Here is a 12,717-nt window from a genome sequence, read left to right on the forward strand (position 1 = left end):
AAAAATAAAACGTCTTACAACTTATTGCCTACTAATACGAAGGAAGCCCAGTAGTACGGCATAGCGTGATGCTTGGTCTTAATAAGGTCTAACTTGGCTTGGTGCAAAGCATCAGACTTGTTCAGCTTTTTGTCTTTCAACATCCGCTTATAAAACTGCGTCATTAAGTTAGCAGTTGATTGGTCGGCTACTTTCCAAAGGGAAACTACGATATTTTTAGCTCCTGCAAAAAGGAAACTTCGCGAAAGACCTATTACGCCCTCACCCCTGATTACCTTGCCAATCCCTGTTTCACAAGCACTTAGCACTACTAAGTCAGCGTTGAGTTTGAGTGCATAGATTTCATTGGCATAAAGTACACCGTCTTCTTTGGAGTTGGGCTGGGGGAAAAGTAATAAACCTGAAAAGTTAGGTTCTTCCATGCTTACAAAGCCATGTGTAGCAAAGTGTAAATATTTGTAATTTCCTAAAATATTGGATTTAATGATTTCCTCTTTGGCTTCTTTTTTAGTGAAAATCAATGACTTTCTTTTTTGTTTATCAAAAAAAGTAGCAATATTTTTTACTTCCTGTTCTGTTCCCGGTAGAGCAGAAATAAATCTTCCTTCCATGAAAATATCTCTGGGAATTTCTATGTCTATGACTGTAGAATCCTCATCAGAGAGGGTTCTTTGGGCAAAAATATCTCCTCTTTCCAAACTATCCGTAAACACAGGAGCAAAGCCCAAATAGTCATTCTCGGCAATACCTGTATTTTCCTTGTCCTCTAAGAGCAAAATAGAAGAATAGGCATAAGAAATTTTGTATTTTTTTATCAAATAAGGTAACTTATGAAACTCCGCTTTTTCAAGATATTCCATGGCTTTTTCCTTGTTCTGGTCGCTAATGAGTGCCTCAAAAGGAATATTGCCAAGCGTAGCATCAGGAATAATGAGTACATTATTAGAAATGATTTGAGACTCAGCAGGTTGGAATAACTGCTTGTAAAGCAAGGTGCTGTACTCATAGATTTTTTCTGGGACTTTGTAAATAATGCTTGCTCTAAAACCTCTTAAAGTAGCTTCAAAGTTCTGATTTTTAGGCATTTTACGAATCCTGTAACCCTGCTCAGAAGCTGTGAAAATGTAGATGTGTTCGTTGCCTACAAAATATTCTACTAAGGTAAACTTATCTTTTCTGTGTTTTAAAAGTTTTTCTATGACCTGCTGAATATCTACCTTGTAGGTTTCATATTTAAGCATATAGTATTCAGGATAAGCATTTTCCAAGAAATCTATGAGTTTGTCATACTTGGCTTTTTGCTCAAAAATCTGATTTCTCAGTTTTACTACTTTTTCGTGGTCAGCAAGTTCCTTTTTTTCCTGCTCTTTGAAAAATGCCTTGTCCAAGAGGGATAAATCTGCCCTGAGCTGTTGCTCGTAATCAATAAGGCTATCGGGAATGCCTGCTACTCTTTTTGCTTTGCTATCTGCTATGGCAGCACGCAACACACCTGCCTTACTTTTCTCAGAAAAAGCAAAAGCCTCTGCATAGTATTTGGTATCTTGGGTAAGCTCATAAATCTTCAGAGAAAGCTCTATGCCTGCCTCGTAAAGCGGGATACTGTGCTGCGAAAGAAAAAGTTTAGAACCTTCTGCCTTGTAGCCGTTTCTCATTTTATCAATCAGTTCCGCACAAAGGCTGTACGTTTGCAAAGCCTTGATAAGCAAGTTACTGTCATTTTTTGCTTGTTTCTGAATCAAGTTTGCTTTATTGGATAGGATTTCTAACAAAAGATTGTCTGCTAATACATTTTTAAGCGATGGCAAGGCATATAAATCTTTGCTTTCAAAGTCTGGAACAATTGCATTTACTGCTTTCTGATAGTAATTTAAGGCTTCCTTGGGCTTTTGCAACTGCTCGCTAATCAAGCCCAAGTGGTAGTAACCTTCGCCGAGTGCAGGGTGCTTCAAACCCAAAACAGTTTCATAAATTCCCAAAGACTTGAGCGAGTACTCCATTGCCTCTATGTACTTTTTTTCCTGCTCAAAAAGCAAACTTAGGTTGTCATAAATCTTAGCAATGGCAGGGTGCTGAGGCTGATGCAATGTTTTTTCGTAAATATCTAAGGCTTTTTTGAAGTGTGCAGAAGCAAACTCTCCTCTTTTCTGAGCCTGTGCCAATACACCGATACTATTGTAGATAGCGGCAAAAAGAGGGTGAGTAGGCTGTAGGGCATCTTCGCAAATATAGAGTGCCTGAAGGTAATATTTTTCTGCTTTAGCGTACATTTTGCGGAGGAAATAGGTTTCGCCTAAGTGCAAAGCCCCCCATGCCTTCTCGGGGTGATTAGCAGAGAGTTTTTCCTCTCTGATTTGCAGAGATTTTTCTTGATAGTAAATCGCCTGGTCTATATCACCCATGAGTGCATAAACCAACCCTAAGTGGTCAAAGATTTTCGCTTCTGTGAGTTGGAACTCTCTGCTTACATCTGCTAAGACTTGTAAGGCTTTCTGCTCGTATTCTAAGGCTCTGTAATACAAGCCTTTCTTTTGATAAGCGATGCCTATGTTTAGGTAAGCTAAGGCAGTAAACTCTACACTACTTTGTGGTTTTGCTAAGTATTCGTTCAAGGCTTGTTTATGCAAAAACAAGGCAGAGTCGTAGTTCCCTTTATAATCTTGGATTTGTCCAAAAAGATAAGTTTGCCATGCGAGAGGATAATTTTGAGTAAATAAGTCGTCGTTCTTATCATCTATTTTTTCAAAAATCCCCATTGCTTGGGCTATGTGTTCTTGTGCTTGGACTGTATTGCCAACTTCTATGTAGTTCTCTGCAAGCAACTTAGAGATTTGAAAAATAGCCTTTAGATTCTCAGCTTGGTATTGTACGTATAAATCAAGAGTAGTGTCTAAGCTACCTATCGCTCTGTCGTAGTGTCCTAAGGCATGATGCAGCTTTGAGATGTGCAGGTAGTTCTCACTTACTTTTTTCCAATTCTTATTTTTGGGGCTTAGTAAATGATTGATTGCCTCTTGCGAAAAAAGTACACCATTTTCAAAATCTCTTTTCTGATAAGTTATTCTTGATTTGATGGACAACACATCTGCTGATTTTTCTATTGCTACACTTCTCAATCCACTCCTATTTTTAAGGAATTTTTTTCTTGCTACTACATTGAGCAAGCTATCTGCAAAAATTTCTGACTGGGTATATTTTTCTGTAAAAAAATGATTTTCACTTAGTAAGCTCAAACATTGGAGTTGGTAGTAGTATCTTTTATAACTTTCAAAAACGGGTAAAGCCTTGCTGTAAAACTTAGATGCAGAATCTAAAAAATTTTGCTTTTGCAATCTTTGCCCTACATAATACTGATTAAAGGCTCTTTGCAACTTTGGAGGGAGTTGTTCCTTTTGCTGTGCCAAAGCGACATTTACAAGCATTATCAACCAACAGGAAAGCAAAAAGTAGTACAGCGTTTTCATCTTTTTATTGTTTTAAAAATTGTATTTATCTAAGTTTTTGATAGTATAATTTTTTTTAGTACAGGGAGAATGTTTTTGATTTTTTCATCTTGCAGGCTCAAAATAAGTAAAGCACAATATTACTAATAATCAAGGACAAAAACAAATTAAAGTGAAGCAAACTTTGTCCTTGCAGAAAAGTTTTGATAAATTTATCACTGATTAATGACAATGATTGGACTTTTTTAAGATTGCTGATATTAACCAAGCCGAGCATATCTGAAAAAAATTACTTAGAAGGGTAAAAACATCGTATTGAAGTGTTTTATTTGTAACTTGCATGGTAGAATAACTTTCATGTAAGCATCAATCAATTTTAAATCAATCCATTATGTTAGACTTCCCTATTACGTCTTTTTTTATTGCAGTTACTGTCATTATCAGCTATATGGCTTTCTCTAACGAAACGCTTTCTAATAAGTTGATAATGAACCCTTACAGAGTAGCCAAGAGGAAAGAATATTATCGCTTTATCAGTTCAGGCTTTATCCATAACGGGTATGTGCATCTGATTTTCAATATGATTACTTTCTTTTTCTTTGCTCGTTGGATAGAAAGCTACTTTGCTTATAAGCATGGTTTGTTAGTAGGTGGGATTTACATGGTTGCCTTGTACTTGGCAGGCATTGTTGTTTCTGATATTCCTACTTACTTCCAATACAAAAACTTACCTCATTACAATTCTCTGGGAGCCTCAGGTGGGGTAGCCGCTGTGCTATTTGCTACTATCTTGTACGAACCGCTCAACCCTATTTATATTTATGGAGTTATCAAAATTCCCGGTTTTATCATAGGTGCGGTGTATGTGATTTATTCCTATTTCTACTCCAAAGGCAGCGAAGATAATATCAATCATTCCGCTCACTTGTACGGTGCGCTTTTTGGTTTTTTCTTTGCCGTAGCGGTAGAGCCTGTTGCCTTAGTAGATTTTTTTGAAAAAATTGCGGCGTGGAAGTTTACTTTTTAATGCTCTAAAAGAAATAATGAAAAAAGAACTTTATTGGCTAATAGTTTTGTTAGCGATTGTTTTGGTGGTAATGTCCCCCGCCTTGCAAAATGAATTTGTCAATTGGGACGATGAGATATATATTACTAAAAATGAGGTAATTAAGAAAACGCCTTTCTCCAACTTAGGCGAAATTTTTACCTATAAAATCAACGGATTCAGCGTGCCACTGACTTTGCTCTCTTTTCAGGTAGAGCATTATTTTTTTGGGCTAAATCCCTTCCCTTACCATCTAAATAATCTACTGCTCCATCTTGTCAATGTATTTCTGATTTATCTGTTTGTCAAGCATTTGACAATGAGCAATCTATTTTTAAAAATTATTACACCAACAAATGATAGCAAAAAAACAAAGCCTAACAATCCACCGCCAGCAATTATAAGCCACAAAACAATCAACTATACTGCTTTTTTTGTCGCCTTGCTTTTCGGGATTCACCCGATGAACGTAGAATCAGTAGCCTGGGCTACCGAACGCAAGGACTTACTTTATACCTTTTTTGCTTTGCTGGCGATTTATCATTATCAGCAAGCTACCGCTCAGCAAACACTTCGCTTAGCAGATAAAAAATACTGGCTTTCTTTGCTTTTCTTTTTACTTTCACTGCTTGCTAAACCTCAAGCGATTTTTTTGCCTATCTTACTTTTACTTATTGATTATCTAAAAGATAGAAAAATACAATTTCTGCTTCTTTGGGAAAAAATCCCTTATTTCATTATTAGCTTGTTAGGGGGCTTGTACTTGCTCATCAATGTAGGCACAAAAGTTTCTGCCAAAACACAAGACTACGATTTTTGGGAAAAAATACTATTTTCTTGCTACCAAATTGGGCTTTACCTGACCAAATTTTTCTTTCCTTTCAGGTTAAGCAATTTTTACGAGTATCCTATCAAGGTAGAGGGCTGGTATCCTATTATTTTTTATATTATACCCTTGATTTTGTTGGGCTTAGCTATTTTACTGTATTGGAAATTTAGAAACAATAAGGTGGTTATTTTTGGAGTTTTATTTTATTTTTTCAATATTTTTATCTTTCTACAAATTTTTAGTGTAAATACTGCTATTGCTTACGAAAGGTTTAACTACTTGGCTTACAATGGTTTGTTTTTTATTGTAGTAGTGCATCTGCAAAAAGTCAAGTTCACCGACTACTTATGGATAGGAACGTTGGCGTACTTGGCTATCTTGGGCTTTTTATCTTTTGAGAGGTGTAAAGTTTGGCAAAACAATGTAGTATTTTTTGCAGACATGGCAAAAAAAAACCCTAACGACATAGATGCCAACAAGATAGCCCTGAAAAATACAGGAGATGCCCTGATGGAAAAAAAGCAATTTATCGAAGCTATAGAAAAATTCAATCAAGCCTTAGGCAAAGACATAAAGTACGAACAAGCCTATTTGGGACGTGCTTTTGCTTATTTTCAGTTAGGACGCTATCAAGAAGCTATCAATGACTATAGCCACGCACTTGCTTTGGAGCTAACCCCTCAAAATCGCATAGAAACGATTTTTAATAGAGGGACTTGCCTGATGAATTTAAAAATGTATGAGCAGGCTATCAACGATTTTTCTTCACTTATTGCAGTAAATCCTGCCAATGTGCCTGCTTATTTGAATCGTGCCTACTGTCTGCTGAATCTAGCAAGATATGAGGAGGCTGAGCGGGACTATCGTACTGTTCTACAAATAGAACCAAGCAATGCGATGGCTAATAGCCAGATACAAACCTTGAGGCAAGCTAAGCAAAAAGCAAGTCAATAGAAAAAAATTGTATCCTTGAACAACTTTAAAGCAAACTTTTGGTTATTTTTATCTAAGTTTTTCTTAGCATCTCAAACTTCGTTTAACTATTTATTTGTCAAATAAAAATTACTAAGTAAATATGGAAAATTTGATTCACTTTTTTGAAAATATCCCAAGTCAATATCGTGCCGCTATCCTTGTAGGTGGGCTTGTGTTTTTTTGGATAGTAGAAGGCATTATCCCCCTGTTCCCTAAGAACTACAATCGTTGGAAACACGCATGGACAAATATATTTTTTACTATCACTACCGTAGTCATCAATTTTGCTTTTGCCTCTTTAATATTGGTCAGCAGTGATTGGGCGGTAGCCAACAAGTTCGGCTTGTTGCATTTGGTAGAAATGCCCTTGTGGGTGTTCATGATAGTCGGTTTATTAGTCTTGGATTTGGTCGGAGCATATTTCATACATTGGTTGGAACACAGAGTACGCTGGATGTGGAAATTTCACTTGGTTCACCATACAGATACTCACGTAGATACTACTACGGCAAATCGCCACCATCCTGGTGAAAGTGTATTTCGTGCAGTCTTTACCGTCATTGCTGTACTGATTACGGGAGCCCCTATGTGGTTAGTCATGCTTTATCAAAGTGCTTCTGCTTTGTTTTCGCAGTTTAACCATGCCAATTTTTCTTTCCCCAAATGGTTAGATACTGCTATCAGTTGGGTAATCGTGTCCCCCAATATGCACAAAGTACATCACCACTACACTCTCCCACTTACAGACACCAACTACGGCAATATATTCTCGATATGGGACAGAATTTTTGGCACTTTTGCTTATGTGGAAGACACCAAAGCCTTAGTATATGGGATTGATACGCACTTTAAACCAGAAGAAAACGAACCTATTGACAACTTGTTAAAAATCCCATTCCAAGAGTATCGTCCCCCCGTAGGAGCAAAGTTTGTAGAAGAAGAAAAAATAGCTTAGTAGCTTGAGATATTAGGCTCAGGAAACTTAATAAAAATGTAAAATTCGTGGGAAAAATGTCAAACTTATGTAACTTATGTTTTTAAAGTACGTCATTCTAAACGTAATATCTATTTTTAAAAACAAAGCAGTTGCATTTATAAGCACATAACCAATAACTTATGATTCAAACAGATAAAGAGATTAGCGAGGAGAAAATAAGACAAGCCTTTCGCCAGCGCGATTGGCATGAAATCAAAAGTGTGAACTCTTGGATGATTTTTAAGGTCATGGCTGAGTTTGTAGAAGGATTGGAAAAAATGGCACGCATAGGACCTTGCGTGAGTATTTTTGGCTCTGCACGCACCAAACCTGACAATCCTTATTACAAGACAGCAGAGGAAATAGCCCGCAAGTTAGTAAGGCATGGCTATGGTGTAATCACGGGCGGCGGACCAGGCATCATGGAAGCAGGAAACAAAGGGGCTTTTGAGCAAGGTGGTACTTCCGTAGGGCTTAATATCCAACTTCCTTTTGAGCAGTTTAACAATATTTATATAGACCGCGATAAACTCATCAACTTTGATTACTTTTTTGTCCGAAAAGTAATGTTTGTCAAGTTTTCACAAGGATTTATCGTTATGCCAGGTGGTTTAGGCACGTTAGATGAACTTTTTGAAGCCTATACGCTGATTCAAACTAACAAAATTGGCAGATTCCCCATAGTTTTAGTAGGTAAGTCTTATTGGCAGGGACTAATCCATTGGATAGAAGATGTAGTATTGAAGCAAGAACGAAATATCAGCCCAGAGGACTTGGACTTGATTAATATGGTCGACACCCCAGAAGAAGCCGTGCAAGTCATAGACGACTTTTATTCTAAGTACCTACTTGCGCCCAATTTCTAAATATGGCAAAACAAGTCTATTTTGCTACACTGACCATGATAGCCATTGCTATCGTCATTTACTTGTTGCACGAGAAAATTCAATCGGTCTGGAAAGAGGTGCATAAGGAGGCTACTACTCTCCAACCGATAGATGAACGACGCAAACGCCTCATGGTCAGTGCTTACTCAGGTTTACCCGAACAACTGGATTTTTGTGGAGAAGAAGTACCTGTGTCCCTTGTAGAGGTCAAGGAAAAGTTGGATTTTGAGCTAATGGTCAATGCGTATATGCACGCCAATACTTTGCTGATTTTGCACAAAGCCCAAAAATGTTTTCCTACCATAGAGCCTATCCTTAAAGAGGCAGGTATTCCAGAGGATTTCAAATACTTAGCAGTCATTGAAAGTAGCTTAGATAACACCGTGTCGCCCTCTGGAGCATCAGGCTTTTGGCAACTGACCAAAGAAGTAGCCTTACAACACGGTTTGGTAGTCAATGAGGAAGTAGATGAGCGTTTGCATCTTGCTAAATCCACCCAAGCAGTCTGCCAACACCTGAAAAATGCCTACCAAAAATTAGGCAGTTGGACTTTGGTAGCGGTAGATTTTGGCATAGGCAATGGGGAAATAGAGCAGGCAATAGCTATACAAAAAGTAAATAATTACTACCACCTCCTACTCAGCAAAGAAGCCAATCGCTTTGTTTTCAAAATATTGGCTTTGAAAGAGATTATACAAAACCCACAAAAATATCGATTTGAGTTAAAAAATAGCAAGGACACTGTCCAAATGAGAATAATCAAAGTGGGAAAAACTATTCCTGACTTGTTAGCTTTTGCCAAAGAGCAGGGAGTAAGCTATAAGACGCTAAAAAATTACAATGAATGGCTACTTGCTGACCGCCTCACTGTCAAAGATACGACAAGGAAATGGGAGATATGCTTGCCTTTGCAGTGATTCGGCAAAATTATATTTCTTAATCTTTGATACTCCTATATTTTACAGGTAATCTATACAAAACTCCAAAATCCTTACCTTTTCCTCTTTCTTTATTTCTATTTCCTACTAACTTTGCAAGATTTTTAAGATAAACCAAGAAATAATCAAGAATCATGAGCAAAGCACTACCTTCAAGAAGTGAAAATTATTCCGAATGGTACAATGAGTTAGTCAAAAGAGCAGATTTGGCAGAAAATTCTGCGGTTAGGGGTTGTATGGTCATCAAGCCTTACGGCTACTCTATTTGGGAAAAAATGCAACAAACCTTAGACAAAATGTTCAAGGATACAGGACATACCAACGCCTACTTTCCCTTGTTTGTACCGAAAAGTTTTTTAGAATTAGAAGAAGGACACGCTGAGGGCTTTGCCAAAGAATGTGCAGTGGTTACTCACTATCGCCTCAAAACCAACCCTGACAAAAAGGGCAAACTCATGGTCGACCCAGAGGCGAAGTTAGAAGAAGAACTCATAGTCCGTCCTACTTCTGAGGCAGTGATTTGGAATACCTACAAAAATTGGATTCAATCTTATCGCGACTTGCCTTTGCTCATCAATCAGTGGGCAAATGTGGTGCGTTGGGAGATGCGTACACGTCTATTTTTGCGTACTGCGGAATTTTTGTGGCAAGAAGGGCATACTGCACACGCCACTGCTGAGGAAGCCGTAGCAGAAACTAAACTGATTTTAGATGTATATGCCAACTTTGTAGAAAACTTCATGGCTCTACCCGTCATCAAAGGAGTAAAAACTGAGAATGAACGATTTGCAGGAGCAGTGGACACCTACTGTATAGAGGCATTGATGCAGGACGGCAAGGCTTTGCAAGCAGGAACTTCGCATTTTTTAGGGCAAAATTTTGCCAAAGCCTTTGATGTAAGGTTTACAGATAGAAATAATCAATTAGAATACGTTTGGGGAACTTCTTGGGGCGTAAGTACGCGCCTTATGGGGGCATTGGTCATGGCTCACTCTGACGATGATGGTTTGATATTACCTCCTAATCTTGCTCCTATCCAAGTGGTGATTGTTCCTATTTATAAGAGCGAGGAGGGTTTGCAAAAAATAGATGCCAAAGTAGCAGAAATCAAACAAAATCTTCAGAAACAAGGCATTAGCGTAAAATATGACAACAGAGATACCCAACGCCCCGGGTTCAAGTTTGCGGAGTGGGAACTCAAAGGCGTACCTGTGAGGATTGCGATTGGGGAAAGAGATTTGGAAAACAATGTGGCAGAAGTAGCAAGACGAGATACAAAAACTAAGCAGTCTATTGGCTTAGATGGACTCACTGAGGAAATCATTAAATTGTTAGCTGATATTCATACCAATATCTACCAAAGAGCCTTAGCTTTCCGCAACGAGCATATCACAGAGGTAAAAACCTACGAGGAGTTCAAGGAAGTATTGGAAAACAAAGGAGGTTTTGTAAAAGCACATTGGGACGGGACTTCGGAAACAGAGGAGAAAATCAAAGAAGAAACCAAAGCTACTATACGCTGTATCCCACTTGATGCTGAGAAAGTTGCAGGTAATTGCATCGTTACAGGCAAGCCTTCTGCCCAGCAGGTGCTTTTTGCGAGAGCTTACTGATGAATTAAAAAGCCTATATTAGCGTGTTTACTTATTTCTTATGTAATAATTTTAGAACACGGATTTTACAGATTTTCACTGATGAATCACTCAAAAATCTGTGATTTATCCATAAAATAAGTATTATCCGTGTTCCGTCAATAGTCAGTAACAACTTAGATGAATTAACCAGCTAAGAATAAAAAAGTAGTCTATGGAAAATCAAATAGAAAAACTCTTTTTTGGACAATAAGAGTTTTTTCTATAACAAAATTTAGCAGAGCGATTGCAACCCACACCTTGCCTCGCTTCGTATTGGCAAGAAAAAAGCGCATACTATGAAAAAACATCTGAAAAATAACATTCTCATTTTCTTATTCTTATTCATTTTTGCCTGCTCCTCTCCAACTATTAACGATACAAGCGAGGATTTACCTAATATCGGAGATGTTCCTAAAAGTTTTACAGAGGCTACAGATGATTTCGCTTTTAACTTGCTCAAAACCACCAATGCAAGCGAGCCTGCTGAGGACAATATTTTTATCTCGCCTCTCAGCGTACACATTGCACTTGGTATGTTGCTCAATGGTGCAGACGGCACTACTGCCCAAGAAATTAACAAGGTTTTAGGTTTAGGTGGCATGGACATTGAGCAAGCTAATCGCTTTTATGCCTCATTGCTTACTAATCTACCCAAAGCAGATGCGAAAGTCAATCTCAACATTGCTAATTCTATTTGGTATAGAAACACTTTCCCTGTGGAATCATCTTTCATCAGCACTTTGCAAAATGCTTTTTTAGCAGAGGCAACACCACTCAACTTTGATGACCCTACTGTCAAAAATGTCATTAATAACTGGGTAAATGCCAAAACTCAGAACAGAATCCCCAAAATCATTGAGCAAATCAACCCTGACGATGTGATGTTCCTCATCAATGCAGTCTATTTCAAAGGAGATTGGAAATACCAATTCTCCACAGAAGCAACACAAGAATGGTTGTTTAATCTGTCAAATACAAGCACCAAGAAAGTCCAAATGATGAATATGCAAGCAGAACTTGCGTATAATCAACGCAGTAACTACACCGCAGTAGTCCTTCCTTACAGCAAAGGCAACTTTAATCTTACCCTTATTTTGCCTTCTGCCGACCAGAGTCTGACCAGTTTCATCAATAGCTTTACCGAAGCCGAGTGGAAAAACTTGCAAAACAGCCTCACAAGTACAAGGAAAGTAAATGTGGGCTTGCCTAAATTTACTTTAGAATACGACATCGCTTTAAACAACGTTTTACAAAGCATGGGAATCAAAGAGGCATTTTCTAACCAAGCAAACTTAACTAAAATTTCAAAGCAGGGAAGGCTCTATGTCAATTCTGTAAAACATAAAACTTTCTTGCAAATAGACGAAAAAGGTACAGAAGCCGCAGGGGTAACGTCTATCGGGGTAGGAGTAACATCAGTAAATCCCAATACACCGCCTACTATCATTTTTGACCGTCCTTTCCTTATGATACTAAGTGAAAAACAAAGCAATACTATTTTGTTTATGGGCAAAATCACCAATCCCTAAGGTGATACAGGTTTTTTTCGTAAAGTATTTATCCTTAGAAGGAAGTAGGGCTGACTTTCAAAGTTAGCCCCTATCTTTCTACCCACCATACAAGAATTATCTTATTGAATACTATCCACGTGAATTATTTTACATTTTCTTGAATAAATACAATTTGTTTGTCCTCTAATTTTTGTGGATATGCTTTTATGTTTGGTGTTTTTTCCAAAAATGTATAAGCAATTAAGCCTGCCAGCAAATTAATAAGAAAATTTTTAGGGCTTCTGTGCCTTGAATGTTCTATATTTAGTTGATTTTTAAGTACATCGAAAGCAGTTTCTATCAATCCTCTATGCCTTAAATAATAGGCTTGTGGTTCTGTTAATACTTGATTTTTCTTCATATTAGCTCTTAACTTAGTGATTAAGTGCAAGTTTCTTTCTGCAAATTCTTCTTTTAGTGCAGTAATATAACCCTTATCT

At 37.7% G+C, this 12,717-nt stretch carries 9 protein-coding genes; 7 read left to right on the forward strand and 2 right to left on the reverse strand.

Annotated elements, in window-relative coordinates:
* Positions 1–14: 14 nt before the first annotated feature.
* Positions 15–3,464, reverse strand: a complete 3,450-nt coding sequence (locus tag BM141_RS19355; RefSeq protein WP_091549116.1) for a CHAT domain-containing protein — start codon at positions 3,462–3,464, stop codon at positions 15–17.
* A 370-nt stretch (positions 3,465–3,834) separates the two neighbouring features.
* Here BM141_RS19355 and BM141_RS19360 point away from each other — a divergent pair, with 370 nt between their 5' ends.
* From BM141_RS19360 to BM141_RS19390, 7 genes are all read left to right on the forward strand, one after another.
* Positions 3,835–4,470 (forward strand): rhomboid family intramembrane serine protease, encoded by a 636-nt coding sequence (locus tag BM141_RS19360; RefSeq protein ID WP_091549117.1) that lies wholly within the window; start codon positions 3,835–3,837, stop codon positions 4,468–4,470.
* Between the two features lie 16 nt (positions 4,471–4,486).
* Complete coding sequence (locus tag BM141_RS19365) at positions 4,487–6,271, forward strand: tetratricopeptide repeat protein (protein WP_143091005.1); 1,785 nt, start codon at positions 4,487–4,489, stop codon at positions 6,269–6,271.
* 121 nt (positions 6,272–6,392) lie between these two features.
* On the forward strand, positions 6,393–7,247 hold the full coding sequence (locus tag BM141_RS19370) for a sterol desaturase family protein (RefSeq protein ID WP_091549119.1): 855 nt from the start codon (positions 6,393–6,395) through the stop codon (positions 7,245–7,247).
* 161 nt (positions 7,248–7,408) lie between these two features.
* The gene (locus BM141_RS19375; protein ID WP_091549120.1) at positions 7,409–8,134 is read left to right on the forward strand and encodes an LOG family protein; all 726 of its coding nucleotides are present in this window, start codon (positions 7,409–7,411) and stop codon (positions 8,132–8,134) included.
* 2 nt (positions 8,135–8,136) lie between these two features.
* On the forward strand, positions 8,137–9,072 hold the full coding sequence (locus BM141_RS19380; protein WP_091549121.1) for a lytic transglycosylase domain-containing protein: 936 nt from the start codon (positions 8,137–8,139) through the stop codon (positions 9,070–9,072).
* 155 nt (positions 9,073–9,227) lie between these two features.
* Positions 9,228–10,706 (forward strand): proline--tRNA ligase, encoded by a 1,479-nt coding sequence (gene proS, locus BM141_RS19385; RefSeq protein ID WP_091549122.1) that lies wholly within the window; start codon positions 9,228–9,230, stop codon positions 10,704–10,706.
* A 317-nt stretch (positions 10,707–11,023) separates the two neighbouring features.
* Positions 11,024–12,256 (forward strand): serpin family protein, encoded by a 1,233-nt coding sequence (locus BM141_RS19390; protein WP_091549123.1) that lies wholly within the window; start codon positions 11,024–11,026, stop codon positions 12,254–12,256.
* A 124-nt stretch (positions 12,257–12,380) separates the two neighbouring features.
* Here BM141_RS19390 and BM141_RS19395 read toward each other — a convergent pair.
* On the reverse strand, positions 12,381–12,717 hold a 337-nt coding region (locus BM141_RS19395; RefSeq protein WP_143090840.1), incomplete at its 5' end, for a transposase.

This window comes from Thermoflexibacter ruber (assembly GCF_900113045.1).
Lineage (GTDB): Bacteria > Bacteroidota > Bacteroidia > Cytophagales > Thermoflexibacteraceae > Thermoflexibacter > Thermoflexibacter ruber.

What these genes read in the sequence shown, in the direction of transcription:
- BM141_RS19355 (WP_091549116.1), bottom strand. Translation starts at nt 3,464, where the DNA reads ATGAAAACGCTGTACTACTTTTTGCTTTCCTGTTGGTTGATAATGCTT.
- BM141_RS19360 (WP_091549117.1), top strand. Translation starts at nt 3,835, where the DNA reads ATGTTAGACTTCCCTATTACGTCTTTTTTTATTGCAGTTACTGTCATT.
- BM141_RS19365 (WP_143091005.1), top strand. Translation starts at nt 4,487, where the DNA reads ATGAAAAAAGAACTTTATTGGCTAATAGTTTTGTTAGCGATTGTTTTG.
- BM141_RS19370 (WP_091549119.1), top strand. Translation starts at nt 6,393, where the DNA reads ATGGAAAATTTGATTCACTTTTTTGAAAATATCCCAAGTCAATATCGT.
- BM141_RS19375 (WP_091549120.1), top strand. Translation starts at nt 7,409, where the DNA reads ATGATTCAAACAGATAAAGAGATTAGCGAGGAGAAAATAAGACAAGCC.
- BM141_RS19380 (WP_091549121.1), top strand. Translation starts at nt 8,137, where the DNA reads ATGGCAAAACAAGTCTATTTTGCTACACTGACCATGATAGCCATTGCT.
- proS (WP_091549122.1), top strand. Translation starts at nt 9,228, where the DNA reads ATGAGCAAAGCACTACCTTCAAGAAGTGAAAATTATTCCGAATGGTAC.
- BM141_RS19390 (WP_091549123.1), top strand. Translation starts at nt 11,024, where the DNA reads ATGAAAAAACATCTGAAAAATAACATTCTCATTTTCTTATTCTTATTC.